The organism is Ruegeria sp. CDSA193 (genome assembly GCF_059611885.1).
In genome coordinates this window covers 163,272-188,434 of sequence record NZ_JBXWPN010000008.1, presented here as the reverse complement: position 1 = coordinate 188,434, position 25,163 = coordinate 163,272, and the positions used below count along the sequence as shown (strand labels likewise).

Sequence of the window (25,163 nt, the reverse complement as noted above, 5' to 3'; positions counted from 1 at the left end):
CAGCCCGCAAAATCAACCAACTTCCCACCCAACTCAACATGCAAACCATGCAAAGGCGTGCGCTTAATATCCGTCATAAATAAACCCTTTCCCAAGCCAGTTTTCCGAGGTCATCGAATAGCTTGCAACGATGAATTTGCAGGACAGTCTGATATCACCAAGGTTCCTGTGGACGGTCTTGCGAGTCAACAACAATACCGCCCGGCCAGATTCGGGGGTGAGCGAGAATAATTTCCAAACCGCAACGAACGGCTCTGGCCCCGGACCTAGACCTGTCCTAAGACTTGCCACGCAAGAGGGACCGACATGTCACATATCACACTGGTGCGTCACGGGCAGGCCAACACCACCGCGCGCGACGAAAAGAACTATGACAAGCTCAGCGATCTGGGACATCAGCAGGCCCGCTGGCTGGGGGCGCATCTGCAGGACACACGCAGCCATTTTCCCCGGGTCTATTGCGGCACCCTGATCCGCCACGCCGAGACCACCGCCAGCATGGGGCTGACTGATCCGATCCGCGATCCGCGGCTGAACGAGATCGAGTATTTCACCATCGCGCAGCTGTTCGAGGAACAGCACGGAGTGAAAGTGCCCACTGATCGCGAAGGTTTTGTCGAGCATCTGCCCCGCACCTTTGCCGCCTGGGCCGATGGCGCCATCAAAAACACACCGGAAACCTTCGAGGAATTCGAAACCCGGGTGCGCGACGCGCTGACCGATATCGGAACCGAAGGCGGCCCTGCCATCGTTGTGACCTCGGGCGGGTTGATTTCGATGGTTGTCCGGCAGGCGATGGGGCTGGATATCCCGGCCATGGCGCGGGTGGCTCTTGCCATCATGAACACGTCAATGCACCGTTTATACCCGATAGGTACACAGCTCAGCCCGGTTCTGTTCAATGCTGTTCCGCATCTGGAAGCACCAGACCGGCAGTTCGCACAGACCCACCTGTAACCCCAAACCAGAGGCTTTGTGATGCAACTTTACTATGCCCCTCGCACGATTTCGGTCGCCGTTGCGATTGCACTGGAAGAGGCCGGGCTGGACTATGAGGCGATCCAACTGGACTTTGCCAGTGGAGAGCAAACCAAATCCGCCTACAAGCAGATCAACCCAAAAGGCCGGGTTCCGGCGTTGGTGGTAGACGGTGGGATTTTGACCGAAACCGGGGCACTTTTGGAGTTCATCGCAGCAATGGCTCCGAAGGCCGGGCTGGTGCCTGCGGACCCGATCATGGCCGCCCGGATGCGCGAGGTGATGTATTACCTTGCCTCGACCATGCATGTGAACCACGCCCATAAGCTGCGCGGCGCGCGGTGGGCCGACAAGAAATCCAGCTGGAAGGATATGACGGCAAAAGTCGCGCAGACCATGGCAGCGTCCTGCGACTATATCTGTTCGAACGGTCTGCGTGGACCGTTTGTGCTGGGCGAGGCGTTCTCGCTTGCCGATGCCTATTTGTATGTGGTTTGCAGTTGGTTGGAAGGCGACGGCGTCGACATCGCAGCCTACCCCAAGATCGTCGCCTTTCGTGAGGCGGCAGAGGCGCGCGCTTCGCTGAAAGCCGTACGTGCCGCCGGAATGCTCTGATAAAGGGACAAAATATGACGCATCTATGGGTCCGGGCCGAACAGCGCCCGAACGAAGAACGGGTCGGGCTGACCCCTGAAGGCGCTTTGGCTCTGATCGCTGCTGGCATCCGCGTAACGGTCGAGGAAAGCCATGTTCGCGCCATCCCCATCGACGGTTACAAGGCTGCTGGCAGCGAGATCGCGCCCGAGAATTCCTGGCCAGATGCACCTAATGACGCGATCATCTTTGGCCTCAAGGAACTGCCCGAGGATGGCACGCCCCTGCCCCACCGCCACATCATGTTCGGCCATGCCTATAAGGGTCAGCATTCCGGCCGGGCGCTGCTAGAACGGTTCAAGGCCGGGGGCGGAACGCTGTATGATCTGGAATATCTTGTCGAGGAAAACGGCCGCCGAGTCGCCGCCTTTGGCTATTGGGCCGGCTATGCCGGGGCTGCGGTGACACTCAAGACTTGGGCAGCGCAGCAGCGGGGCGCGGAATGCCCTCCGGTTGGTGTTTATCCCAGCAAGGACGCGTTGAATACCGAGCTTCTGGCTGAACTAGATGCCATCGAGGCCAATAGACCAAGGGCCATCGTCATCGGTGCTCTTGGCCGCGTGGGTACCGGCGCCAGCGACCTTTGCACGGCGATGGGTGTCAGTGTCACCAAGTGGGACATGGCCGAAACCGCCAGCGGCGGGCCGTTCCCTGAAATCCTCGACCACGACCTGTTCCTGAACTGTATCTTCGCGCGCCCAGGTACGCCGATTTTTGTCCCGCATGAGGCACTGGCCGCTGACCGCAAGCTGACCGCCATCGGCGATGTCGCCTGTGACCCCGACAGCGATTATAACCCAGTTCCGGTTTATGACCGAGCAACCACTTGGGACGCACCTGCCCTGCGCGTGGCGACCAATCCGGTTCTTGATGTAGTTGCAATCGACAATCTGCCGTCGATGCTACCGGTCGAAAGCTCGGAAGATTATGCAGCACAGCTTCTGCCTTCTCTGTTGACCCTGACCGACTTGGACAGCGGCGTCTGGGGCCGGGCCCGCGATACGTTCGACAACCATGTCTAGGAGTAGCCACGCATGGAACACCTGATCGGGGGCGCGGCTGCGGTGCTGGGCACTGTATGTTGGCTTCCTCAAACCCTAAAGACCTGGCGCTCCCGCGAGACCAAGGATCTGTCTATGCCGGCGAACCTGTTGATTCTGGCCACGCTGAGCCTGTGGCTGATTTACGGAGTGATGATTGCGGCATGGCCGCTGATATTGGGTAATGTGATATCGATCCTGCTTGTCAGCGCGATCGTGATTGCAAAACTGAGGTTTGGCTGAACAGCCGTAAAGGAGTTTTCACATGACGATTCACTGGTGTGGCACCGGCCTGTCGGCCATTCCCGGCTTACGCCGCCTGATCGAAGGCGGGCAAAAGGTCACAGTCTGGAACCGGACAATCGAAAAGGCCAAGGCCGAAGTTGGTGACCTGACCAGCGATATCCGCGTTTTTGACATCGACGCCTTGGCCGCGGTGCTGGAACAGGGCGATGTCATCGTTTCGATGTTGCCCGGCGATTGGCACGTGCCCTTGGCCGAGCTTGCAATCGCGAAACAGGCGAATTTCGTCTCATCCTCCTATATCGCGCCCGAGATGCGCGCGTTGGACGACGCGGCCCGCGAAGCCGGGGTGGCGCTGGTCAACGAGGTCGGGCTGGACCCGGGCATCGATCACCTGATGGCTCATGCACTGATCGACGACTATCGCGCTTCGGACGCGTTCGACCCACAGAACCACCTGAGTTTCATCTCTTATTGCGGTGGTATCCCCAAGCATCCGAACCCGTTCCGGTACAAGTTCAGCTGGTCACCGCTGGGTGTGCTCAAGGCGTTGCGTTCACCATCGAAATCAATTCGCAATTATGCTCCGCTGGACGTGGCGCGCCCATGGGATGCGATTACCAGCTATATCGCACCCCTGCCCACACCCGAAAGCTTTGAGGTCTACCCGAACCGCGACTCGATCCCGTTCATGGCGCAGTACCATTTCGAGGATCACTGGCCGGTCAAGGAATTCGTCCGCGGTACGCTGCGTCTGAATGGCTGGGCCGATGCGTGGTCGGATGTGTTTGCCGAAATCGAAACCCTGTCCGGGCCCGAAGGCGATGCACGCCTGAAGGAGATGTCGGACCAGTTCTGGGCCGAAAACGCCTATGACGAGGGCGAGCCGGACCGTGTGGTTCTGTGTGTGGGCCTGAAGGCGGAAAAAGACGGCGTTCCGGTCTGGCACAAAACCTATGTGATGGATGCCTGGGGTGACGACCGCGGCACGGCAATGGCGCGGCTGGTCTCGGTCCCCGTTTCACTGGCTGTCGAAGCCGTCTTGAACCGCGCTATCCCGGCAGGTGTTCACGCGGCCCCAAGCGATCCGAAACTGGTGCAGAACTGGATGCGTGAAATCGACAGGCTGGCACAGCATCTGCAGGTGGTGGATCACGCGGGCTGAAAACTAAGCCCGCACCAACCTGGATTGGCCGGGATGGTACATCAATTCAGATGCGTATACGCGAGATCGACAAGGTTTCTACGCAATTCCGGTCCAAACAAGTGTTCAGCTGCATAGCGGTGTTCTTCGGAGCCCTTATCCGAGCCCGAAAAGTAATATTCGCCACCCGAAACACACTCAAACATGGCGCTGTCTACTATCAACCTATTTGCATATTCTTTTGACGCAGTCTGCTCGAATCCGATTGCTGTGCCGAGGTAAACAACCTGCACCAGGACCTTTGCACGCCAATCACCTTGGTCGATCAGGTCATACGGCGTATCAAAACCAGCTCCGCTGTGAAAACCTGGATATTGCTCTGCAAACTGCAATGCAATGTCTTCGCAGCTAAGCTCAGCATAGCTCGCGCGTTTTTCAGGAAACAGAGGCGGGCAATCTGGGCCAGCAAGTCGGCAGGCCTCAAGGAACTTGCGGCGATCATATGCATTGTGTGGATCGGCATGTAACGCTTCGGAAAAGGCCAAAGCCGAGGGTCTATACTCCTTTGCCCGCAATCTGAAATAGCCAGCATAGCTCCAGGCCCACGGGCCCACTTTATGGTTGGCTATGGCGTCTTCAACCAGAGGCTCAACCTCTGACAACCGATCCATCCGGCGCAAGAGTTTGGCTTTTGTCTCTAGCGAATAGTCATTACCCGGGGCAATCTCCAGCGCGGCCTCAATTGCCTCCATCGCCGCTGGGTATTCTTCGGCGCGGGCGTGGGCCAGCGCCTTCCACTGCCACGGCACGCGGCTTTCAGGGTCTTCTGCAATAGCCAGATCAGCCTCGCTTTGGGCAGCCTCCCAGTCTCTATTCCACATATGTGCCCGCATCTTGTGTCGATGGATCAGCGACCGGGTTGACGGGTTATATGCCGCCCATATCAACAACGTATCACAGGCGGCCAACTTGTCTTCCAAGTCAGCCTTACTAAAGTTGCAGGTAGCCATCAGCTTTTTACGTTCTTGGCCTAGCACCAAAACCCCAGCGATTGCGATCAAGACAATACCCGTTAGAACACGGGCGAGCTTCGATTTTCTGTGTCGCAAAGAAGCTGGGGTATCGGATGTCATTCATTCAACCAAAAGTAGTTCACCCGAACCTAAATCAAACCTGGCTGAAATTGTCCACGACCATCCCTTTATCCGATTAAACCGCCAGACAAGAAGGTGTGGAAAACTCTGTCCTCGATCCGTTGCGCAATCGCCTACATCAGATCGTTTTCCACATCTTCCGCCGATACCCCCAGCGCATCCAAACCATTTTCCAGATGATCTGACATGTGCGGCGTGCCGATCAGGTAATCAGCGCAGGGGGTTGAGGCTTCGGCCCTTGCGGTGGCGATGGCTTCGACCAGATCCTCGGCGAAGAAGCTTTCACGCCCGATCCACATGATAGCCACCAGTTCGGCTTGTTCGTCCTCGCTCATGTGATCAATGAACGCGCGCAACTCGCCCTCGGCCCGATTCAGCTCGCGCCCCATCAGCGCAACCTGAGCAACTTTTCTTGCTGAAATTTCCAACATGACCCGACTCCTGTGTTCGCGGCTTTCGAATGAAACAACCACTAGGCAGAGCCCGAGTCTTTGATCTTGAACAAACGCGTTAGCGCAGGCGCACACGCGAAACCGGCTGATCCGGCACCGGTGCGGTTCTGAACGGGCGAAAGGTGGCTTTTTTCACCCAAAGTTTAAGTGCCTGCCAGATGATCAGCGCAAAGGTTCGCCGCGCACCAAATGGGCGGCGCAGCAGCGACCACAGGATCACCCGGTTGGTCAGCGGACGGCGTGTCCCGGTTAACGTCGCGATCAAACCGCCCTCGGGGCGGGCATAGTCGATCCACACGCCGACACGCTCGGGGCGGTAATCGAACCGGAAGGTGTAACTTCCTTCGATCTTCTGGAAGGGCGAGACATGCAGCAGTTTGTCAGCCACCATCCTGTCGGTTGCCTTGATGGGTGAAAAGCCGGGATTGTGGCACAGATAGCTGTGGCGCGTGCCATAGGTATTGGTCACCTCGGCCACAACCGCATAGAGCGCACCCTGCCCATCGAAACAGAACCAGAAGCTGACCGGGTTGAAGACATGACCCAAAACCCGGGGCTGGGTCAGCAACATCAGGCGCGCCGGTTGCGCCACCTGCATCTGATCGAACTGGGCGCGCAGCCATACGGCAGCGCCGCCTTGGCCCGGCGCCCCCCCGTGGTCCTGCGACCGCCAGTTGGCAAGATTGGCCCGGTTCACCGAAAACAGCACTGGTGTAGTCAGATCACATTCGGGGTTCAGAAGAATGTAGTCGACCGAATAGCGGAAGGCGTTTTCGATCGCCCCCTTGCGCCCGTGAAAGGTATGGCCCGCAACATGATCAACGGTTTGTGTCATTCAGTATGGTCCGACCCGCTCGTAACCGCCCGGAGGGGCGTGGTTTTCTGAAGGTTTCTGTTACTTAGAATACGGCATCCAGCCAGGATTGGATCAAAAATATCGCTTCAGAGTGATCCGGCTTGGGACACCAACCGTATTGTGGTTATGTTTACCGAGATAGACACCGTGACCTTGGACGAGCCGGCGGCTACACCCGCCGTCCTCAAGCCTTGGCGCACAAGAAAACGCATCAAGGGTAGACAGGTGAACGGAACACAAAGCAGTTGCGACACCAGGATTGAGTGGGTGGACCATGTCAGGCGCATTCGGGATGTGCAGGATCAGGCGGCTTTTGCCGAGCTGTTCCAGCATTTTGCGCCGCGGATCAAGGCGTTCCTGATGAAGTCGGGCTCGGACGCGACCATGTCCGAGGAATGTGCGCAAGAGGTGATGGCGACCTTGTGGCACAAGGCCCATCTGTTCGATCCGACCCGGGCAACGGTGGCCACATGGGTGTTCACCATCGCACGGAACAAACGCATCGACGCCCTGCGCAAGCAACGGCGCCCCGAACCGGAAGAACTGGGCTGGGGCCCCGAGTCCGAACCTGATCAGGACGACGTGATCGTCTTGCAACAAGAAACCGCGCAGCTGCGCACTGCCTTGAAGGCGTTGCCTGACGCGCAAAGAGACTTGATCGAAAAGGCCTATTTCGGAGACCTGAGTCACCGGGAAATTGCATCTCAGACTGGGTTGCCTCTGGGAACGATCAAATCAAGAATTAGGCTGGCGCTGGATCGCCTGCGCCACGCAATGAACTGAGACAGAGACGATGAGCAAACAGATTAAGCATCACCTGACGGAAGATCTGCTGATGGCATATGCCGCCGGCAGCCTGCCCGAAGCGTTCGATCTGATGGTCGCGACCCATCTGTCGCTGTGTGACCATTGCCGCGCGCAGGCTGGAAGCTTTGATGCGGTTGGCGGACAGATACTGGACGAGCTGCCCTATCCTGCCCAAATGCGCGACAGCGCGCTGGCTGCGACGATGGCGCTGATCGCCCAAGGCGCACCGACCCCCAAGCCCGTGAACAAGGGCTGCGCCGTCCTACCTGCCCCCCTGCAGGACTACGTCGGCGGCACTGTCAATGACATCCGATGGCGGCCCATCGGAATGGGCGTCAGACAAGCTATCTTGCCGACGAGCGGCGACGCTTCGGCACGTCTGCTGTTCATTCCGGCCGGAACCGCAGTTCCGGATCACAGCCATAACGGTATGGAATTGACCTTGGTTCTGCAGGGTGCTTTCTCGGATGAAGTTGATCACTTTGCACGCGGCGATGTCGAGATTGCCGATGAAGATCTGCATCACACCCCGACCGCAGACATTACCGCAGATTGCATCTGTCTGGCCGTTACCGACGCGCCGCTGAAATTCACCAAGCTCATGCCCCGCTTGTTCCAGCCCTTCCTGCGTATCTGATCTCTGGGACCTGACGCGGTGCGCTGGCCAAATCCGGCCAATGTCGCATCGAACGGCTTGTCAGATTTCGTGCCGCGCCAGCGGTACAACGCCCGGCGTGTCGTCAGGTGCGATCTCTTCGAAATCGAAATTGTCCAGTCGCTGCGCCCGGCGCCCTGCCTTTTCAGCGCTGATCTTGATTTCCGAGATATCCTTGGCCGCCTGCCCGAAATGACGGTCCAGATTGGAAACCCGATCGCCCAGGCGATCTACATCCTTGTGCAGCAGACCCAGCTCTTTGCGGATAGCACCCGCCTGTTCCCGCATCCTTGCGTCCTTCAGGATCGCGCGCATCGTGTTCAGCGTTGCCATGCAGGTGGTGGGCGAGACGATCCAAACGCGTTTGGTAAAGCTCTCCTGCACCAATTCGGGAAACTTGGCGTGCAACTCGGCATAAACCGCTTCGGAAGGTAGGAACATCAACGCGCCATCGGCGGTTTCCCCGTCCAGAATGTATTTCTCGGAGATGTCGTTGATATGCTTGCGCACAGTTGTTCGGAACATCTGCACCGCCGCTTTCAGCTCCGTATCATTGGTCGACCCGATCAGCGCCTCATACGCTTCCAACGGGAATTTGCTGTCGATCACAATGGGGCCTGGTGGGTTGGGCAGGTGGATCAGGCAATCCGCCCGACGCCCGTTCGACAAGGTCGCCTGCAGCTTGAAACTGTCCGAGGGCAATGCCTTGGAGACGATATCGTTCAACTGAATCTCTCCGAACGCACCGCGCGTCTGTTTGTTCGACAGAATATCCTGAAGCGACAGCACATCGCCCGACAGTTTGGTGATGTTATCCTGCGCCTTGTCGATGGCCGCCAGACGCTCCTGCAGCTGGGTCAGTGACGTCGCCGTCTGTTTCGACGAGCCGTGCAGCGATTCCTTCATCCGCTCCTGCATCTCGGCCAGCGCACGTGCGGATTTCATCGCATTATCTGCCAGCCGATCGTTCATCTGCTGCTGCACCGAAGACAGGCGGGATTCAACCGTCTGGATCACCTGCAGCTGCGCATTGGCCTGCGTGTCCGAGACATGCTGCAGACCACCGCGCAGCTGCTCTTGTCCTTGTCCCAACTGCTGAACATGCTGACCCAGATGCGCCATTTGCCGCGACAGTGGCTCGGCCATCCTGGCTGACCGGTTGGCCGCTCGCAAAGACAGGAACAGCAGCAACAGGATCAATGCCACCACCCCGCCAACGATCAGGATCACGGGGTCGTTCAATGCAATTTGGGTTCCTGCAATCTCGATCATTTTGCCTCGGGTGTTCTTGTTTTATTCTTCATAGCCCGCGCACCCCGCGGGATCAACTGCGTCCGAACAATCGTTCGATATCGGCCAGTTTCAGTTCCACATAAGTTGGCCGCCCATGGTTGCACTGGCCGGAATGGGGTGTCGCCTCCATCTCGCGCAGCAGGGCGTTCATCTCTTCGGCCCGCATTCGGCGGCCCGAGCGGATCGAACCGTGACAGGCGACACGGCTGAGGATCGCCTCAATCCGCGCCTGCACCATCTGGCTTTCACCCTGATCGGACAGCTCATCCAGAATATCCAGAATCATTGCGCGGGCGTTGACCTCACCCAGAATGGCCGGGGTTTCACGCACGGCAACCGCACCGCCGCCGAAGGGCTCGAGCTTCAGGCCAAAGCGCGAAAGATCATCTGCCACAGCCATAAGTCGCGCGCAGTCGCCTTCAGACAACTCTACGATCTCGGGGATCAGCAGCGCCTGCGCCGCCACGCCGTTCGCCGCCATCTGGGCTTTCAGCTTTTCATAGACCAACCGCTCATGCGCGGCGTGCTGATCGACAATCACCATACCATCAGCGGTCTGGGCGATAATGTAGTTTTCATGCACCTGCCCGCGTGCAGCCCCCAAAGGCAGGTCTTCTACCGGCGCCTCGGAAACAGATTCCGCGACCGGCTCGACCACGCTGCCGCTGTAATCGCGGGTCAGTTCAGCAAAGCCCGGTGCCTGCGCCTGATAGGCCATCTGGCGCGCGGCGGGTGAAGGGCGGTCCATCTGGTAGACCCGCGCCGGGGTGGAGTGAGACGGCTCGGGTCGCATCGCGCCAAGCGTCGCGTTTGCGACGGTCGAGGACGCCCGGTGCCCCGCTTCCGCCAGTGCGTGCCGCAGGGCCGAGACGATCAGCCCGCGTGCGACGCCGGGATCGCGGAACCGGACCTCGGATTTCGCGGGGTGCACGTTCACATCCACCAGCGTCGGATCACAGTCGATGAACAGAGCCGCCGCCGGATGTCGATCACGGCTGAGAAAGTCGAAATAGGCCGCCCGCAATGCACCGGTCAGCATCTTGTCACGCACAGGCCGTCCATTGACGAACAGGTACTGCGCCACCGCTGCGCCCCGAGAATAGGTCGGCAGAGCGGCATAGCCATACAACCGGATACCCTCATGCGTTGCGTCAATTTGCAACGCGTTCTCGGCAAACTCGCGCCCGATCACGCGGGCCAGTCGGGCATGCAACGCGTCAAACAGATCACCATTCTCACGGTCAGCCCGGAAGGTCACGCGCCCCTCGCCGCCGCCCGAGACATCGCGCAGGGTAAAGGTGACCGAGGGCTCGGCCATGGCCAGACGTTTGACCGTATCGGCGATGGCCTGTGTCTCGGCGCGGTCGGTACGCATGAATTTCAGACGCGCAGGCGTGGCAAAGAACAGATCGCGCAACTCGACCACGGTACCCGCACGCAGAGCCGCGGGTTTCACCGCGGACATTGTGCCACCAGCGACCTGAATCTGCGCGGCATCCGCCCCCGGAACACGACTGGTTATGGTCAAACGCCCGACCGCGCCCAGCGACGGCAACGCCTCACCGCGAAAGCCGAAAGTATGAATGTTCAGCAGATCCGACCCGTCGATTTTCGAGGTTGCGTGGCGGGACAAAGCCAACGGCAAGTCCGCCGCCGCAATACCACAGCCGTCATCGGTGACGCGAATCAGCGTCTTGCCCCCATCGGCGATCTCTATCGCAACCCGCGTGGCACCTGCATCAATGGCGTTCTCGATCAATTCCTTGACCGCAGAGGCCGGTCGCTCGACCACTTCGCCGGCTGCGATCCGGTTGATTGCAGCATCGTCCAACTGCCGAATTACCGGTCGAAACTCGTTGATATTGGGGTTTGCCTGCTCCATACCCCTAGACCTAGCACATGCGCACACGATTCTGCCACCGCTATGGTATTCAGATTCTGTGCAAGAGGGGGGCGTTCGGACAATCGCGCCATGTCGGCCTGCAAGGCGACGACCTTGATCACGATTGCCCGAACAAGCCGGGGTGAGTGGTGGTCAGTTGCTTAACAATACAACAATTTTAGCACGATCTGCAGATTAAGGCTCATTAACTCTGACCGAGCTGTTCGCGTTGGCAAAGTTCAGCCGAAATACGGCATCAGCCAACAGCAGGAATTTGCCGGATCAAACAGTGCCTGGAGCGCCCGCGCGGGTCCGGCAGGGGCCGAAAACAGCTGCAAGCGCCAGAATCACACCAGATACCGTTGCGATCATTCCGGCGGCACTCACGGCATCGCGGGCACCCAGCCATAATGGGCCATAGCCCGCCAGAACATAGCCCATCACCGCTGAAACCACGGCAAATACAACGCTCCATGCGATTTGAGTTTCCAATCGGTTGGTCATCAACCGCGCCGCAGCCGGGGGGCAGATGAACATGGCGATCACGATGATCGAGCCAACCGCGTCGAAGGCTGCGACGGCAGCTATCGCCGCTGTGATCACCAGCGCAAACCCCAAAGGACCGGTCCGAATACCAATCGTGCTGGCAAAACCTTCGTCAAAGGTCGAAATCTTCAATGGTCGCCAGAATATCCAGGTAAACAGGGAAACCCCCGCAAGTGTCAGCGCGATACGCGGCAATTCCGGGGGCAACCCCGCAAGCGCGGCCGGGTCCCGCAGCGAGGCCCATCCCGTTGCGTCCAGCCAGATCAGACTTTCGAGATTGCCATACAGCGCGTGTTCCACATCCAGATGCACGGTCGAGGTGTCCGTCTGCTCCAACAAAAGAACACCCGCCGCAAATAGGGTAGTAAAGACCACGCCCATTGCCGCACCGGGTTCGATCTGACCCAGCCTGCGGATCGCCTCAATCATCACAACGGCAACCACGGCAGCACCCGCCGCGCCCAGCATCATCGGCCAGGTCGAGATCGCGCCGGTCAGAAGAAAGGCAACCACGATACCCGGCAGCACCACATGGCTGATGGCATCCCCGATCAGCGCCTGTTTGCGCAGAACCAGAAAGTTTCCCGGAAGGGCGCAGGCAATGGCCGCAAATGTCCCGATCAGCAGCGGTGTCAGAGACAGTGGAACGAATTCTTCGCCGCTCATGTTGCTACCCCCTGCGGGCCACCGATCTGCCGGTCGATTTCGGTAATCTGGTCGCGGGTCAGCACGGTTTCAATATCGCGCAGCCCGTCATAAAGCGCCGCCGTTGCTTCGTGGGCCTGGTCCGTGCGAACAACCTCCCACCGCTTTTCGTCGCGCAGGGCTTTGGCGGCGCGGGCCTTGCCAGCCTCGGTTGCCACGCCGTCGGGGCGGGCCAACCCGGCCCGGCGTAACAAACGCAGGGTCAGCGGCTCATAGATTTTCTGCCCTTGTGCCAACGCAAGCAAGCCCTGCCGGATATGAACCCGACGCTGGAATTGCAGGTGCCGCAAAACCGCCGCCAGAACACCGCGAACCGGCGCCAACAGCAACGACAGGACAAACACGGCAAAACTGACAAGAACGATAAGCGGACCCGTCGGCAGATTGGGAGCCGCCGCCGACAGCGCCGCACCGATATAACCCGAGACGCCCCCGATCAGACCCGCCAGCAACACTACTCTTTCGGACCGCTCAGTCCAAAACCGGGCTGTCACCGGCGGAATGATCAAAAGCGCAACGATCAGGATCAACCCGACAACTTTCAGGCCAACCACTGTGACGGCCATAACCAGACCCATCATTGCAAGGTCGATGCGATGCACCGGCAGGCCCCTAGCTGCTGCAAATTCAGGGTCAAAGGCCACGATCGTCATTGGACGGCGGATAATCATGACAAGCGCCAGCGTTGCCGCGCCTCCGATCGCAATGATCATCGCATCTGCCCAAAGCATCCCAGCGGTCGAGCCCAGCAGAAACCCTTCAAGCCCCGCCTGTCGGCCCACACCCATGGTCTGGATCACCGTCAGCAGCACAATGCCGAAACCAAAGAATACAGATAGGACCGCTCCGATCGCGGCATCCTCGGCCAGCCGCGTGTGCCGCGTCAGCCAGTTCATACATAAAAGGCCGATCCAAGCGGATATTGCCGACCCGACGAGCAGGCCGATCAGGTTTCTGCCGTCCCCACCGAGGGCCACAAGCACCATAAAGGCCAGACACACACCCGGCAATGTCGCATGGCTGATCGCATCGCTGACCAGTGCACGTTTGCGCAAGAACAGAAATGTTCCGGTCACCCCGGCGGAAATGCCCAGCAGGCTGGCGCCGATTGCGACCAGCGTGGCGTTATAGCCAAGCTGAAGGGTCAGAGCATCCCAATGCATGACTCACCCCAGCGCGCGTGAGATCTGGTCGATCTGCGCCGTAGCCAGACGGCCGCCATAGGCAGATTGCAATGTCTTGGCCGTAAAAGCCTCGGCCACGGGCCCCTCGGCGACTTTGCGCGTGTTGATCAGGAAAACATGGTCGAAATAGTCGGTGACGGTCGCCAGGTCATGATGCACCGCAACCACGGTCTTGCCCGCCTCTTTCAGCGATTTCAGGACGGAAATGATGGCCTTTTCCGTTGCCGCATCAACCCCGGCAAAAGGTTCGTCCAGCAGATACAGATCGGCGGCCTGCGCCAAGGCGCGCGCCAGAAAGACCCTCTGCTGCTGGCCGCCTGACAACTGGCCGATCTGCCGGTCGGCAAAGTCACGCATCCCTACACGGTTCAGGCAATCCATCGCCTGCGCCTTATGCCGGGCGCGCACCCGTCCCAACAGCCCCAGTTCGCGCGACAAGCCCATCAGAACAACGTCAATCACGCGCGTCGGGAAGTCCCAGTCCACGCTGGCCCGCTGCGGCACATATGCGATCCGGGACCGCTGTCGATCCAGCCGATCGCCAAACACCGTCACCTGACCGGACAGGGGTGAGACAATCCCCAAAGCCGCCTTCAACAGGGTCGATTTACCAGCACCGTTTGGCCCGATGATCGCTGTCATGGCACCCGGTTGCACGGTCATATCAACCGAGAAAACTGCCGGCTTCTGCCCGTACGAGACGGTCAGGCCACGAATGGCCAGCGGGCTTTTTCCAATGTCGTTTTCCGGAAGGGGGATGCCCTGATGTGCCGCCAGTTCCAGCATCTCTTAAAACCCCGCCGACAGATTGCCGCTCATGCCAGTTTTGGGAATATCAGCCCCCAGAGCGCCTGCGATTACTGTGATATTGTGATCCAGCATCCCGATGTAGGTACCCTCATAGGTGCCGGGCTCGCCCATCGCGTCCGAATAAAGCTGTCCACCGACTTCGACCTGATGTCCCCTGGCCGCTGCGCCCTCGATCAGCGCACGCATCGACCGATCCGAGACCGAGCTTTCCACGAAAACTGCCGTCAGTTGCCGGTCAACCAGCGTATCGACCAATTCGCTAATCCGGTTCAATCCCGCCTCGGATTGGGTTGAAATACCCTGAATTCCAAGCACATCGTACCCGTATTCAGCACCGAAATACCCAAAGGCATCATGTGCCGTCACCAGAACACGGTTGTTTTCCGGGACCGCCGCAAGCACTTGCTTGCCATAAGCCTCCAGTTCCGCGATCTGCACAAGAAAGGCCTCAGCGTTTGCCGCAAAGGTGTCCGCGGCCTCGGGGCGCGCTTGTGTCAGGGCTTTTTGCACCTCGACCACGACATCGCGCCACAGGGCCGGGCTCATCCAAAGATGGGGATCGTATTTGTCAGCATAATTGTCATGCGCGTGCAGCTTTGACTTATCAACGCCTTCGGCTACCGCAACGACCATGCGTTTACGCCCTAGGTCATGGAAGAACTCTTCCATCTGCGCCTCAAGATACAGACCATGCCACAGGATCAGATCGGACCTGGTCATAGCGACGATATCACTGCGGGTCTGACGATAGGCATGCGGGTCGACGCCGGGGCCCATAAGGCCCTTCACCTCGACCTGATCACCTCCGACCTGACGGGCGGCATCGGCAATCATACCGGTCGTGGCCACCACTTTCAGCGGCGCATCGGCCCAGGCCGAGAATGGGAATACAGCGGCGAATGCCAGCGCTGCAAGGAAACTACGACGAATCATATCAGACCCCGGAAATGGTATCTTGCTAAGATGAATATGAGAACCGCTCGCAACTAAGTCAATGCTATTGAGAATTATTCGCAAGAAAACGCCTATTTTGTCCATTTGGTCAAAAAATTTACCCTTCCAATGCCGGATGGCCTTCCATTTGCATCTTACCCGTGCGAATTTGATACAAACCTCCCAAAGGATGTGAAAATGGAAACGCAGAGCTCAGAAAGCCCCGTGCGCACCGCGCATCTGCCGCAAGTGACCGAGCCCCGGAACCCTGGAATGGAGCTTGATCTGGATTGGGTGCGGGCCGTACAGGTCAACACCTCGGCCGTTGAGCGCCGCGCAGCCACCCTGCCGGGTCGGCGCTCGGTGAAAAAGGACTACCAGGCGGCGTGGCTGCTCAAGGCGATCACCCTGATCGACCTGACCACCCTATCGGGAGACGATACCGTCGGCCGTGTCCGGCGCCTGTGCGCCAAAGCGCGGCAACCCGTGGCTTCTGCAACACTTCAGGCGTTGGACATGCCACCGATCACCACCGGCGCGGTCTGTGTCTATCACGACATGATCGAAACCGCTGTGGATGCGCTGAGGGGCACCGGGATTCCGGTGGCCGCCGTATCGACCGGATTCCCTGCAGGCTTGTCCCCGTTCCACCTGCGCGTGGCGGAGATCGAAGAAAGCGTCAAAGCCGGAGCCGAGGAAATCGACATCGTAATCTCTCGGCGTCATGTGCTGTCGGGCGACTGGCAGGCCTTGTATGACGAGATGAAAGCGTTCCGCGTGGCTTGTGGCGACGCGCATGTCAAAGCCATCCTTGCAACCGGCGAACTGGGCAGCCTACGCAACGTGGCGCGCGCCTCGCTGGTCTGCATGATGGCGGGGGCGGATTTCATCAAAACTTCGACCGGTAAGGAAAGCGTCAACGCCACGCTGCCCGTGTCGCTGGTTATGATCCGGGCGATCCGCGATTACTATGACCGCACCGGGTATCGTGTCGGATATAAACCCGCAGGCGGGATTTCCAAAGCCAAGGACGCACTAGTTTACCTGTCGCTGATCAAGGATGAGTTGGGCGACCGTTGGCTGGAGCCGGACCTGTTTCGCTTTGGCGCGTCGTCGCTGTTGGGCGATATCGAACGGCAGCTAGAACATTTCGTAACGGGTGCTTATTCCGCCGGTTACAGGCACTCGATGGGCTGAGGACGAAAACAATGACAGTCAAAGAGATTTTCGAGACCATGGATTACGGCCCTGCCCCCGAAAGCTCAGCCGAAGCGCTGGCCTGGCTGGTCGATCAGGGTGACAAATTTGGTCACTATATCGACGGGGCCTTCACCAAACCGGGCAAGGGGTTCGACAGCCGCAACCCGGCGACCGGAGAGGTTTTGGCCAAGCTGACCCAAGCCAAGCAAGCCGATGTCGACGCCGCCGTATCCGCCGCCCGTAAGGCGCAGCCAAAATGGGAGAAGATGGGCGGTGCGGGTCGTGCGCGCTACCTCTATGCCATCGCGCGCCTGCTGCAAAAGCACTCGCGTTTGTTTGCAGTGCTGGAAAGCTTGGATAACGGCAAGCCGATCCGTGAATCGCGCGACATCGACATCCCTCTGGTACAGCGTCACTTTTACTACCACGCCGGCATGGCGCAGTTGATGGAAAGCGAACTACCCAACGCCGAAGCGCTGGGAGTGTGTGGACAAATCGTTCCTTGGAACTTCCCGCTGCTGATGCTGGCTTGGAAGATTGCTCCGGCGCTGGCCATGGGTAACACGGTCGTTCTGAAACCTGCCGAATATACCTCTCTGACCGCGCTGCTGTTTGCCGATATCTGCTCACAGGCCGGGCTGCCCAAGGGTGTGGTCAACATCGTCACGGGCGATGGCGCGGTGGGTGAGATGATCGTGGCCTCGGACGTGGACAAGATCGCCTTTACCGGCTCAACCGCAGTGGGGCGGCGCATCCGTGAGGCGACCGCCGGTTCGGGTAAGGCGCTGACTTTGGAGCTGGGCGGCAAGTCCGCCTATATCGTCTTTGACGACGCCGATATCGATTCCGCCATCGAAGGGCTGGTCGACGCGATCTGGTTCAATCAGGGTCAGGTTTGTTGCGCGGGTTCGCGTCTGTTGGTTCAGGAAGGCATCGCCGATCGGTTCCACGAGAAACTGCGCGCCCGAATGGACACTCTGCGCATCGGTGATCCATTGGACAAATGCATCGACGTGGGTGCTGTGGTCGACCCGGTCCAGTTGCAAACCATCAAGAGCATGGTCGACAGCAACACCGCGGGTCACGTTTATCAGGCGGCCGGCGCGCTGCCCGAAAATGGCTGTTTCTACCCGCCAACGCTGATCTCGGGCCTCGAAACCTCCGATCATCTGATGCAGGAGGAAATTTTCGGCCCGGTGCTGGTGTCCTCGACCTTCCGTACGCCGGAAGAGGCGGTTGAGCTGGCCAACAACACCCGTTACGGGCTGGCGGCGACGGTATGGACCGAGAACGTGAACCTTGCACTGGATATCGCACCGAAGCTGGTCGCGGGTGTTGTCTGGGTGAATGCCACCAATCTGTTCGATGCCGCAGCCGGGTTCGGCGGTGTGCGCGAAAGCGGCTTTGGCCGCGAAGGTGGCTGGGAAGGTCTGACCGCTTACACCAGGCATAAAGGCAAAGGCAAGCCATTGGCCAAGGCCGAGGCCGCGATGGGCGAAGGTGCCCCGGTCGATCCGATTGACCGTACTGCCAAAATGTATGTCGGCGGCAAACAGGCCCGTCCTGACAGCGGATATTCGAAACCCGTCTGGGGCAAGTCTGGACTGCTGGGCCATGTGGGTCTGGCCAACCGCAAAGACGTCCGCAACGCGGTCGAGGCCGCAGCGGGGGCCAAGGGTTGGTCCAAGACCACCGGCCATCTGCGGGCACAGATCCTGTATTACATCGGCGAAAACCTCTCGGCCCGCGCGGGTGAATTCGCTGCGCGCCTTGATGCCATGACCGGCAGGAAAGACGGCGCGAAAGAGGTCGAAGTCGCGATCCAGCGCCTGTTCACCGCCGCAGCCTGGGCCGACAAGTATGACGGCCAGGTGCACGGCGTTCCGATCCGGGGCGTGGCCATTGCCATGAAAGAACCTGTCGGCGTGATCGGCGCGCTCTGTGCTGACGAGGCGCCGCTGCTGGGTCTGGTCTCGGCCATGGCGCCTGCGGTTGCGATGGGCAACCGGGTGGTTCTTGCGGCAAGCGAGCCTTACCCGCTGGCGGCGACGGATTTCTACCAAATCCTCGAAACCTCGGACGTGCCCGCTGGCGTGGTCAACATCCTGACTGGCAGCCACACGGAACTGGCGAAGCCGCTGGCTTCGCATCTGAATGTGGATGCGATCTGGTCATTCTCGTCTACCGATCTGTCGGCCGAGATCGAGCGGGCTTCGGCCGGGAACCTGAAACGGAGTTGGGTTAATAACGCCATGGCAACCGACTGGCACGAGGATCAGACTCGCCGCTTCCTGCAGGCTGCGACCGAGGTTAAAAACATCTGGGTGCCCTACGGCGAGTAGGGCCCCAGCCCCGGAAAACCCAGGGGTTCAAACAGTTTGTCCGGGTACAGATGGCGCGCTGCTGCATAGAGTGATCATTGAATGAACATAACGATGATTAACATGTGACATTGTTCATATACAGCGCCGCCACTATCCCTCAGCTTGGACCCAGTCTTAACAAGGTTGGATCGGTCCATGCTGAGTTTTCCATACGAGTTTCCTGAACTGGTACAGGTCGCCACGATGATCGGCGTCTTTGGCGCGGGCCTCTACATCACCAGCTATTTTCTGCTGCAGATGGGGATCATCCGGGGCAACGGTAGCCTCTACCCCCTGCTTGTGATCGCCGCAGCCGGATGTGTTCTGTTCAGCATGTCGGAAGAATTCAACCTCGCGGGCTCGATCATTCAGCTGGCCTATATCTCGATCTCGATCCTGGGCCTGCTGCGCGGGTTTCTGTCCCGGCATCTGCTTCGGTTTTCAGATGACGAACGTCAGTTCATTGCCCTGCACCTTGAATCGCTGAAACCCCACCAAGCCCGGAAACTGTTGAACACCGCCGCCGTCAAGACCTATGAAAACGGTGACATCCTGATCGAAGAAGGCAAGACAACCGACTTTTTGGGCTTTGTCTTAAAGGGGCGGACCACGATCCTGAAAAACGGCCGGGTCATCAACCAATGTGGAGAAGATGAGATTTTGGGAGAGCTGACCTTTGGCCTTGGGCTGCCTGCCACAGCCACGGTAATAGCCACCGAACCCACCAAATGCCTGGTCTTCGACAATATCAGCCTGATGCGCTTGCTGCGGCGGAGCCGCCATATCGACGATGCATTGAAAGCAGCGCATTTCCGACATACACGGCAAAAGCTGTTGAACAGCAACAAGCACACGCTGCAGGCCCAGAGAAGACCTGCAGCGGCCTAATGGTCAGCCGTCCAGACCTTCGGGTTTGCCAACGATGGTAAAGTGTAAACCATCTGGGTCCAGCAGTTCGGAGGCCACCCGGTTCACATCCTCAAGCGTCACTGCATTCACCTTGTCATTGCGTGTGGCGATATAGTCGATAGGCAAATCCTCCATCTGCATACCCACCATGATCCCAGCGATCTGGCTGTTGCCATCAAAGCGCAGCGGATAGGCACCGGTCAGATAGGTCTTGGCGTCGTCCAACTCCTTCTGAGTGACCCCTTCGGATGCGGCGCGCGCCCATTCGTTGCGGATCACATCAACGGCTTCGGCGATACGGTCATTGGCCGAGGACACCGACCCAAGATACACAGAGGCCAGATCCTTTGGCACCAGATAGGTCGCCACGCCATAGGTCAGACCGCGTTTTTCGCGCACTTCCTGCATCAGGCGGCTTTCGAAACCCCCGCCGCCAAGAATATGGTTCAACAGATAGGCGGAAAAGAAATCCGGGTCGTCGCGGTCGATCCCGGCATGGCCGAACAGAGCCACCGATTGCGGCGTATCGAACTCGATCACGCTCACTCCGCCAGTGATCGTCACATCGGCCCGCTTAGGGATCGGTTTGCCGGTATCCGGCAGATCAAGCAAGAGCTCGTCCAGCACCGCGCCCAGTTCCTCTGGGGTGATATCGCCGACCGCGCCTACATACAGACGATCCTTGGTAAACACGTTCTCATATGCCGTGACCACATCATCGCGGGTCAAGGCGCTGACACTCTCGATCGTGCCCTTGCCTTCGGAGCCGTAGGGATGATCGCCATAGGCCATTTCCGCAAAGCTGCGCCCGGCAATGTCACTGGGGCTGGTCTGATCTGACCGCAGACCCGACAGAACCTGAGCGCGAACACGGTCTACTGCATCCTGATCGAAACGCGGTTCGTGAATCGTGGTCCGCAGCAGGTCAATCACCTCATCCCTGTTTTCGGTCAGAAACTGTGCCGAGATCGACACTGAATCGTCTGAGGCGCTATACCCGAACGACGCGGCCAGAGATTCCAGCTCGCGCGCATAGGTACGGGCATCCATTTCGCCAGCGCCTTCTTCGATCAGGCCGCTCATCAGATACACCGCGCCGCGCTTTGTCGGGTCGTCCAGCGACGTGCCACCGCGGAACCGCAGCTCCAGGGCGGTGAAGGGGATCGAGTGATCCTCGACCAGCCATGCGGTGATGCCACCCGGCGAGGTGACTTCTTCAATCTCGATCTCGGCCCATGCAGGAACTGCGATGACCAAAGCAATCAGAGTTACAAATATCCGCTTCATTGCGTTACCTCATCGTCTCGCATCAGCCAGCCCGTGACCGAGGTTTCAGGCTGCAGCACCTCGCGCGCGGCGGCGATGATCTGATCACCGGTCACCGCCTGCAGGACATCAGGCCAAGCCTGTACATCTTCGACCGTCAGCCCGCTGGTCAGGGCACGGCCATAGCGATTGCCGATCCCGTCCACATTGTCACGCGCATAGGTCTGCGCGGCGCGCAGCTGCATCTTGATCCGATCCAGATCCTCTTCGTTCACACCTTCGGCGATGAAATCGGTCACGGCCTGATCCATCGCATCCTCGGCCTCTTGCAGCGACACGCCTTCGGCCGGAACAACCAGCAGATCAAATGTGGTATCGTCAAGCGACACGCCACGGTAGAACGCGCCGGTATAGACGACCTTTTGCTGCTCGAACTGCAGTTTTTCATTCAGGTACGACGTCGTGCTGCCCCCCAGTAGTTCAGCCAGAAGGAACAGGGCGGCGGCTTTTTCCTGCGCACCTGCGTCCCGTTCGGGTGCAAGATAGCTGCGCTGAACATAGGGCTGCGATACGCGCGCATCCTTAAAGGTCAGACGGCGTTCAGCGGTTTGTGGCGGCTCCTGTGATCGCACCCGTTCGGGCAGGTCCGGGTTTGCCGGGATTACCCCGTAATATTGCTCGGCCAGGGATTTGACCTCGTCTGGCTCAACATCGCCGGTCACCACCAGGATGGCGTTATTTGGCGAATAGTGGATCTGATAGAAGGACAGTGCATCGTCCAGGTCCAGCGTTTCCATCTCATGTTTCCAACCGATAACGGGGACACCATAGCGGTGGTTGAGGTATTGCGCCGCGCTGACCTGTTCACCGAACAGGGCGCGCGGGTTGTTTTCGGTACGCTGGTTACGTTCTTCCAGGATCACGTCGCGCTCGGTGGCGATGTCATCATCGGACAGGCGGATATTGCGCATCCTGTCTGACTCCATCCGCATCATCAGCTCAAGCCGGTCGGCAGCAACACGCTGAAAATAGGCGGTGTAATCATACGAGGTGAACGCGTTGTCATTGCCGCCATTGGCCGCGACGGTGGCAGAAAACTCGCCCGCCTCCAGCGTGTCGGTGGCCTTGAACAACAGGTGTTCCAGAAAATGCGCCACACCGGACGAACCAACCGGCTCATCCGCCGATCCGGCGCGATACCAGACCATGTGCTGCACGACTGGGGCGCGGTGATCCTCGATCACGACAACGTCCATACCGTTATCCAGCGTAAAGGTGGTGACCGCCTCGTGCCCATCTTCGGCAAAAACCGGGGTGGCGGCGATCAGAGCAGCCGACAGTGCCAGAGCCCGAACCATGGGGCATCCTCCGTTTCGTTTCTGGTGTTCAAACTACGGTGGTGCCGCCCGGGTTCAACCCCGATGACGGAAAGTTAAGAATTATTCATTGACCGGCGGCGCCGATGGCGTTTCGATCCCAGCGTTCCGCGCAGCCTGGGTTTGCTTGTTCGGGTCGATAGCCCAGCGACGGTAAACCTGCGAATATCGATCTACGTTGAACAGCCGCAAACGGGTCCAGCGCCCCTGACGCTTGCGGAAATCCGCATCTTCTTGGTTGACGACCTGCCGTGTGTTTGACGGAACGCCATATCGGCTAGAGGCCGTGACAAGCGCGCCATCAGAGGCAGGCACAGCGGTATTTGGATTCGAAGCAGCCGGATTCCCGCCCAGCGCGGCAATAGCATCCCCTGTGGGATTGGCATCGGTCAGGTTGGTGCCACCCGGTGTCGGTGCGGGCAAAGAGTTGTAGTTCTCGGGCTGGGTCAGAGGTTTGACCGGCAGAATCGCAAACTCGTCCGGGCCCGGGCCCGGCGGCTCGAGGTGGCGCAGACCGATATCCGAACATCCCGCAACCGCAAGACTCATAGTCACAACAAATATGGAACGCGGCAACCGCATGAAAGTCTCCAGCCTGTTTCAGGCGCTTTTATCGTATTTCCAAACCCGCGTCACGAGGGCTTTTTCCTATCAAACAGCACCAACCCGAACGCACCTGCGAATATGAATACATCGGCCAGATTGAACACATAGGGGTTGTCGAAACCACAGCAGGACATGTTCAGAAAATCCAGCACATATCCGTACAACACGCGGTCCACCACATTGCCAAGCGCACCGCCGATCAGCAGGCCGCCACAGACCAACATGAGCTTTGAGGGGGCCGTGCGCATCAACCAAATCAACACGCCCACTGAAATCACCAGCGAAACTCCGATCAGAGCCCAGCGCGCGGCGTCGCCATTGCCCTGAAACAGGCCGAAATTGATGCCGCGATTCTCGCCATATCTGAACACCAGAAAGGGCGGCAGAACGCTGATCGGCCCTTCGGCCACGCGCATCACATGAACGACTAGGTACTTGCTGATCTGGTCGATCAGAAACGCGGTCAGCGCCGCCCAGAGGAGCAATCGGGCACGCATCAGTGACGGAAATGCCGCATGCCGGTAAAGACCATGGCCAGACCGGCCTCATCTGCGGCGGCAATCACGTCGTCATCTCGCATCGAGCCGCCAGGCTGAATCACGCAGGTGGCCCCGGCCTCTGCGGCCTCCATCAAACCGTCGGGAAAGGGGAAGAACGCGTCCGACGCCACCGCTGAGCCGATGGTCAGCGGCTGTGGCAGGCCCAGAACATCGGCCATGCGCTCGGCCTTTTTGGCCGCGATCAGGGCCGAATCCACGCGGCTCATCTGGCCAGCGCCGACACCCACGGTCGCGCCGTTCTTAACATAGACGATGGCGTTAGATTTCACGTGCTTTGCCACCTTCCACGCAAACAGAAGGTCGCGCATCTGTTCATCCGTCGGGGCCTTCTTGGTGACAACCGTCAGGTCATCCATGCCGACGAATCCGTTATCCTTGTCTTGCACCAACAAACCGCCCGCGACCTGACGCACGGTTTTGCCACCAGCGGTCACATCCGGCAGGCCTTCGGTCGTCAGAAGGCGCAGGTTTTTCTTGGCGGCAAAGATCGCCTTGGCCTCATCCGAGGCGCCAGGTGCGATCACAACCTCGGTGAAAATCCCTGTGATCTCCTGCGCGGTTTCAGCGTCCAGCGGCTGATTCAGGGCCACGATCCCGCCAAAGGCCGAGGTACGGTCACAGTCGAACGCGGCCTTATAGGCGTCCAGAAGCGTGCCTCCTGTCGCAACGCCACACGGGTTGGCATGTTTGATGATGGCACAGGCCGCACCCTTGACGGGATCGAATTCCGCAACCAGCTCAAACGCCGCATCAGTGTCGTTGATGTTGTTATAGCTCAGTTCCTTGCCCTGATGCTGAAGGGCGGTCGCCACACCGGGTCGGTTGGTACCGTCGGTATAAAATGCAGCGGTCTGATGGCTGTTCTCGCCATAGCGCAGTGTCTGTTTCAACTCGCCCGCAAAAGCGCGGCGTTTGGGGGCCTCAAGCTGCAGCGCATCAGCCATCCAGTTCGACACGGCGGTATCGTAAGCAGCGGTGCGGGCATAGGCCTTTTGGGCCAACCACTGACGGAAACCATATGCGGTCTTGCCGTAATTCTCGTCCAGCTGATCCAACAGCGACGAGTAATCCTCGACATCGACCACGACATTGACGAACGCGTGGTTCTTGGACGCGGCACGGATCATCGCTGGGCCGCCGATGTCGATATTCTCGATACATTCGTCATAGCCAGCGCCTTTAGCCACGGTCGCCTCGAACGGATAGAGGTTCACTACCAGCAGGTCGATCGCGTCGATGCCGTGTTCGTTCATCGCGGCGATATGGGTGTCATTGTCACGCAAGGCCAGCAAGCCGCCATGCACCATCGGGTGCAGCGTTTTGACCCGGCCATCCATCATCTCGGGGAAACCGGTGATCTCGCTGACATCCTTCACCTCCAACCCCGCATCGCGCAACGCTTTTGCTGTGCCGCCGGTCGACAACAGCTCGACCCCGCGGTCGGCCAGCGCCTTACCCAGCTCGATCAGCCCGGTCTTGTCGGATACGGAAAGCAACGCGCGGCGCACGGGGTGAAGATCGGTCATGGGTCCAAAGGTCCTTTTGGC

At 59.1% G+C, this 25,163-nt stretch carries 24 protein-coding genes; 10 read left to right on the top strand and 14 right to left on the bottom strand.

All coding sequences use genetic code 11. The annotated features are described in order from the left end of the window. The first annotated feature begins 306 nt into the window (after window positions 1–306). Genes AC2FLG_RS16350 through AC2FLG_RS16330 form a run of 5 tightly spaced genes read left to right on the top strand, consistent with a single transcriptional unit; the run spans window position 307 to window position 4,080 of the window. A complete protein-coding gene (locus tag AC2FLG_RS16350) occupies window positions 307–957 on the top strand; it encodes a histidine phosphatase family protein (protein WP_142640087.1) in 651 nt (216 codons plus the stop codon). A gap of 21 nt (window positions 958–978) precedes the next feature. Next, entirely contained in the window at window positions 979–1,593 is a 615-nt protein-coding gene (locus AC2FLG_RS16345; RefSeq protein WP_142640085.1) for a glutathione S-transferase family protein, read from the top strand. A 14-nt stretch (window positions 1,594–1,607) separates the two neighbouring features. Further along, entirely contained in the window at window positions 1,608–2,654 is a 1,047-nt protein-coding gene (locus tag AC2FLG_RS16340) for a saccharopine dehydrogenase (protein WP_496707083.1), read from the top strand. Window positions 2,655–2,666: 12 nt separating this feature from the next. Further along, complete coding sequence (locus AC2FLG_RS16335; RefSeq protein ID WP_142640081.1) at window positions 2,667–2,915, top strand: SemiSWEET family sugar transporter; 249 nt, start codon at window positions 2,667–2,669, stop codon at window positions 2,913–2,915. 22 nt (window positions 2,916–2,937) lie between these two features. Continuing rightward, window positions 2,938–4,080 (top strand): saccharopine dehydrogenase family protein, encoded by a 1,143-nt coding sequence (locus AC2FLG_RS16330; protein ID WP_496707080.1) that lies wholly within the window; start codon window positions 2,938–2,940, stop codon window positions 4,078–4,080. 41 nt (window positions 4,081–4,121) lie between these two features. On the opposite strand, the gene AC2FLG_RS16325 is transcribed toward AC2FLG_RS16330, so the two are convergent. The 3 genes from AC2FLG_RS16325 to AC2FLG_RS16315 form a co-directional block, all read right to left on the bottom strand. Then, window positions 4,122–5,192: a tetratricopeptide repeat protein gene (locus AC2FLG_RS16325; protein ID WP_496707079.1), complete on the bottom strand. Its 1,071-nt coding sequence runs from the start codon at window positions 5,190–5,192 to the stop codon at window positions 4,122–4,124. A gap of 134 nt (window positions 5,193–5,326) precedes the next feature. After that, window positions 5,327–5,644 (bottom strand): DUF3775 domain-containing protein, encoded by a 318-nt coding sequence (locus tag AC2FLG_RS16320; RefSeq protein ID WP_142640076.1) that lies wholly within the window; start codon window positions 5,642–5,644, stop codon window positions 5,327–5,329. Between the two features lie 79 nt (window positions 5,645–5,723). Next, entirely contained in the window at window positions 5,724–6,500 is a 777-nt protein-coding gene (locus AC2FLG_RS16315) for a DUF1365 domain-containing protein (RefSeq protein WP_496707077.1), read from the bottom strand. 147 nt (window positions 6,501–6,647) lie between these two features. Between AC2FLG_RS16315 and AC2FLG_RS16310 the strand changes: the two genes are divergently transcribed. Together AC2FLG_RS16310 and AC2FLG_RS16305 are read left to right on the top strand one after the other, a co-directional pair. Then, window positions 6,648–7,304, top strand: a complete 657-nt coding sequence (locus AC2FLG_RS16310; protein ID WP_496707075.1) for a sigma-70 family RNA polymerase sigma factor — start codon at window positions 6,648–6,650, stop codon at window positions 7,302–7,304. 10 nt (window positions 7,305–7,314) lie between these two features. Beyond that, the gene (locus tag AC2FLG_RS16305; RefSeq protein ID WP_496707073.1) at window positions 7,315–7,965 is read left to right on the top strand and encodes a ChrR family anti-sigma-E factor; all 651 of its coding nucleotides are present in this window, start codon (window positions 7,315–7,317) and stop codon (window positions 7,963–7,965) included. A 60-nt stretch (window positions 7,966–8,025) separates the two neighbouring features. Here AC2FLG_RS16305 and AC2FLG_RS16300 read toward each other — a convergent pair whose 3' ends face one another. From AC2FLG_RS16300 to AC2FLG_RS16275, 6 genes are all read right to left on the bottom strand, one after another. Then, window positions 8,026–9,255 (bottom strand): DNA recombination protein RmuC, encoded by a 1,230-nt coding sequence (locus tag AC2FLG_RS16300; RefSeq protein ID WP_496707072.1) that lies wholly within the window; start codon window positions 9,253–9,255, stop codon window positions 8,026–8,028. 52 nt (window positions 9,256–9,307) lie between these two features. Continuing rightward, window positions 9,308–11,158, bottom strand: coding sequence for a DNA mismatch repair endonuclease MutL (mutL, locus tag AC2FLG_RS16295; protein WP_496707070.1), 1,851 nt, complete (start codon window positions 11,156–11,158; stop codon window positions 9,308–9,310). Between the two features lie 282 nt (window positions 11,159–11,440). After that, the gene (locus tag AC2FLG_RS16290) at window positions 11,441–12,370 is read right to left on the bottom strand and encodes a metal ABC transporter permease (protein WP_142640064.1); all 930 of its coding nucleotides are present in this window, start codon (window positions 12,368–12,370) and stop codon (window positions 11,441–11,443) included. Continuing rightward, window positions 12,367–13,572 (bottom strand): metal ABC transporter permease, encoded by a 1,206-nt coding sequence (locus tag AC2FLG_RS16285; RefSeq protein ID WP_496694593.1) that lies wholly within the window; start codon window positions 13,570–13,572, stop codon window positions 12,367–12,369. Before AC2FLG_RS16285 ends, AC2FLG_RS16290 begins: the two co-directional genes overlap by 4 nt. Window positions 13,573–13,575: 3 nt before the next feature. Further along, window positions 13,576–14,379 carry a metal ABC transporter ATP-binding protein gene (locus AC2FLG_RS16280; RefSeq protein WP_496707068.1) on the bottom strand — a complete coding sequence of 268 codons (804 nt, stop codon included), beginning with the start codon at window positions 14,377–14,379 and terminating at the stop codon, window positions 13,576–13,578. A 3-nt stretch (window positions 14,380–14,382) separates the two neighbouring features. Beyond that, window positions 14,383–15,336, bottom strand: a complete 954-nt coding sequence (locus tag AC2FLG_RS16275) for a metal ABC transporter solute-binding protein, Zn/Mn family (protein WP_281996043.1) — start codon at window positions 15,334–15,336, stop codon at window positions 14,383–14,385. Window positions 15,337–15,534: 198 nt separating this feature from the next. On the opposite strand from AC2FLG_RS16275, the gene deoC reads away from it, so the two are divergent. The 3 genes from deoC (at window position 15,535) to AC2FLG_RS16260 (ending at window position 19,787) form a co-directional block, all read left to right on the top strand. Then, window positions 15,535–16,533 (top strand): deoxyribose-phosphate aldolase, encoded by a 999-nt coding sequence (gene deoC / locus AC2FLG_RS16270; RefSeq protein WP_496697735.1) that lies wholly within the window; start codon window positions 15,535–15,537, stop codon window positions 16,531–16,533. An 11-nt stretch (window positions 16,534–16,544) separates the two neighbouring features. Then, window positions 16,545–18,878: an aldehyde dehydrogenase family protein gene (locus AC2FLG_RS16265; RefSeq protein WP_496707066.1), complete on the top strand. Its 2,334-nt coding sequence runs from the start codon at window positions 16,545–16,547 to the stop codon at window positions 18,876–18,878. Window positions 18,879–19,055: 177 nt separating this feature from the next. Then, entirely contained in the window at window positions 19,056–19,787 is a 732-nt protein-coding gene (locus AC2FLG_RS16260) for a Crp/Fnr family transcriptional regulator (RefSeq protein WP_281996041.1), read from the top strand. A gap of 3 nt (window positions 19,788–19,790) precedes the next feature. On the opposite strand, the gene AC2FLG_RS16255 is transcribed toward AC2FLG_RS16260, so the two are convergent. The 5 genes from AC2FLG_RS16255 to purH form a co-directional block, all read right to left on the bottom strand. Then, a complete protein-coding gene (locus tag AC2FLG_RS16255) occupies window positions 19,791–21,095 on the bottom strand; it encodes a M16 family metallopeptidase (protein WP_271952138.1) in 1,305 nt (434 codons plus the stop codon). Beyond that, window positions 21,092–22,432 (bottom strand): M16 family metallopeptidase, encoded by a 1,341-nt coding sequence (locus AC2FLG_RS16250; protein WP_142640049.1) that lies wholly within the window; start codon window positions 22,430–22,432, stop codon window positions 21,092–21,094. The genes AC2FLG_RS16255 and AC2FLG_RS16250 overlap by 4 nt, the downstream gene beginning before the upstream one ends. Before the next feature lie 81 nt (window positions 22,433–22,513). Next, a complete protein-coding gene (locus AC2FLG_RS16245) occupies window positions 22,514–23,032 on the bottom strand; it encodes a DUF3035 domain-containing protein (RefSeq protein ID WP_271952136.1) in 519 nt (172 codons plus the stop codon). A gap of 50 nt (window positions 23,033–23,082) precedes the next feature. Further along, on the bottom strand, window positions 23,083–23,553 hold the full coding sequence (gene lspA, locus AC2FLG_RS16240; protein ID WP_281973770.1) for a signal peptidase II: 471 nt from the start codon (window positions 23,551–23,553) through the stop codon (window positions 23,083–23,085). Then, on the bottom strand, window positions 23,553–25,142 hold the full coding sequence (gene purH, locus AC2FLG_RS16235) for a bifunctional phosphoribosylaminoimidazolecarboxamide formyltransferase/IMP cyclohydrolase (RefSeq protein WP_496707064.1): 1,590 nt from the start codon (window positions 25,140–25,142) through the stop codon (window positions 23,553–23,555). Before purH ends, lspA begins: the two co-directional genes overlap by 1 nt. Between the last annotated feature and the right edge of the window lie 21 nt (window positions 25,143–25,163).

Excerpts from the sequence above, each read along its gene's own strand:
- AC2FLG_RS16325 (WP_496707079.1), bottom strand. The coding sequence starts at position 5,192 with ATGACATCCGATACCCCAGCTTCTTTGCGACACAGAAAATCGAAGCTC.
- AC2FLG_RS16340 (WP_496707083.1), top strand. The coding sequence starts at position 1,608 with ATGACGCATCTATGGGTCCGGGCCGAACAGCGCCCGAACGAAGAACGG.
- AC2FLG_RS16280 (WP_496707068.1), bottom strand. The coding sequence starts at position 14,379 with ATGCTGGAACTGGCGGCACATCAGGGCATCCCCCTTCCGGAAAACGAC.
- AC2FLG_RS16330 (WP_496707080.1), top strand. The coding sequence starts at position 2,938 with ATGACGATTCACTGGTGTGGCACCGGCCTGTCGGCCATTCCCGGCTTA.
- AC2FLG_RS16275 (WP_281996043.1), bottom strand. The coding sequence starts at position 15,336 with ATGATTCGTCGTAGTTTCCTTGCAGCGCTGGCATTCGCCGCTGTATTC.
- AC2FLG_RS16320 (WP_142640076.1), bottom strand. The coding sequence starts at position 5,644 with ATGTTGGAAATTTCAGCAAGAAAAGTTGCTCAGGTTGCGCTGATGGGG.
- lspA (WP_281973770.1), bottom strand. The coding sequence starts at position 23,553 with ATGCGTGCCCGATTGCTCCTCTGGGCGGCGCTGACCGCGTTTCTGATC.
- AC2FLG_RS16300 (WP_496707072.1), bottom strand. The coding sequence starts at position 9,255 with ATGATCGAGATTGCAGGAACCCAAATTGCATTGAACGACCCCGTGATC.
- deoC (WP_496697735.1), top strand. The coding sequence starts at position 15,535 with ATGGAAACGCAGAGCTCAGAAAGCCCCGTGCGCACCGCGCATCTGCCG.
- AC2FLG_RS16350 (WP_142640087.1), top strand. The coding sequence starts at position 307 with ATGTCACATATCACACTGGTGCGTCACGGGCAGGCCAACACCACCGCG.
- mutL (WP_496707070.1), bottom strand. The coding sequence starts at position 11,158 with ATGGAGCAGGCAAACCCCAATATCAACGAGTTTCGACCGGTAATTCGG.
- purH (WP_496707064.1), bottom strand. The coding sequence starts at position 25,142 with ATGACCGATCTTCACCCCGTGCGCCGCGCGTTGCTTTCCGTATCCGAC.
- AC2FLG_RS16265 (WP_496707066.1), top strand. The coding sequence starts at position 16,545 with ATGACAGTCAAAGAGATTTTCGAGACCATGGATTACGGCCCTGCCCCC.
- AC2FLG_RS16315 (WP_496707077.1), bottom strand. The coding sequence starts at position 6,500 with ATGACACAAACCGTTGATCATGTTGCGGGCCATACCTTTCACGGGCGC.
- AC2FLG_RS16245 (WP_271952136.1), bottom strand. The coding sequence starts at position 23,032 with ATGCGGTTGCCGCGTTCCATATTTGTTGTGACTATGAGTCTTGCGGTT.
- AC2FLG_RS16335 (WP_142640081.1), top strand. The coding sequence starts at position 2,667 with ATGGAACACCTGATCGGGGGCGCGGCTGCGGTGCTGGGCACTGTATGT.
- AC2FLG_RS16290 (WP_142640064.1), bottom strand. The coding sequence starts at position 12,370 with ATGAGCGGCGAAGAATTCGTTCCACTGTCTCTGACACCGCTGCTGATC.
- AC2FLG_RS16250 (WP_142640049.1), bottom strand. The coding sequence starts at position 22,432 with ATGGTTCGGGCTCTGGCACTGTCGGCTGCTCTGATCGCCGCCACCCCG.
- AC2FLG_RS16305 (WP_496707073.1), top strand. The coding sequence starts at position 7,315 with ATGAGCAAACAGATTAAGCATCACCTGACGGAAGATCTGCTGATGGCA.
- AC2FLG_RS16285 (WP_496694593.1), bottom strand. The coding sequence starts at position 13,572 with ATGCATTGGGATGCTCTGACCCTTCAGCTTGGCTATAACGCCACGCTG.
- AC2FLG_RS16255 (WP_271952138.1), bottom strand. The coding sequence starts at position 21,095 with ATGAAGCGGATATTTGTAACTCTGATTGCTTTGGTCATCGCAGTTCCT.
- AC2FLG_RS16260 (WP_281996041.1), top strand. The coding sequence starts at position 19,056 with ATGCTGAGTTTTCCATACGAGTTTCCTGAACTGGTACAGGTCGCCACG.
- AC2FLG_RS16310 (WP_496707075.1), top strand. The coding sequence starts at position 6,648 with ATGTTTACCGAGATAGACACCGTGACCTTGGACGAGCCGGCGGCTACA.
- AC2FLG_RS16345 (WP_142640085.1), top strand. The coding sequence starts at position 979 with ATGCAACTTTACTATGCCCCTCGCACGATTTCGGTCGCCGTTGCGATT.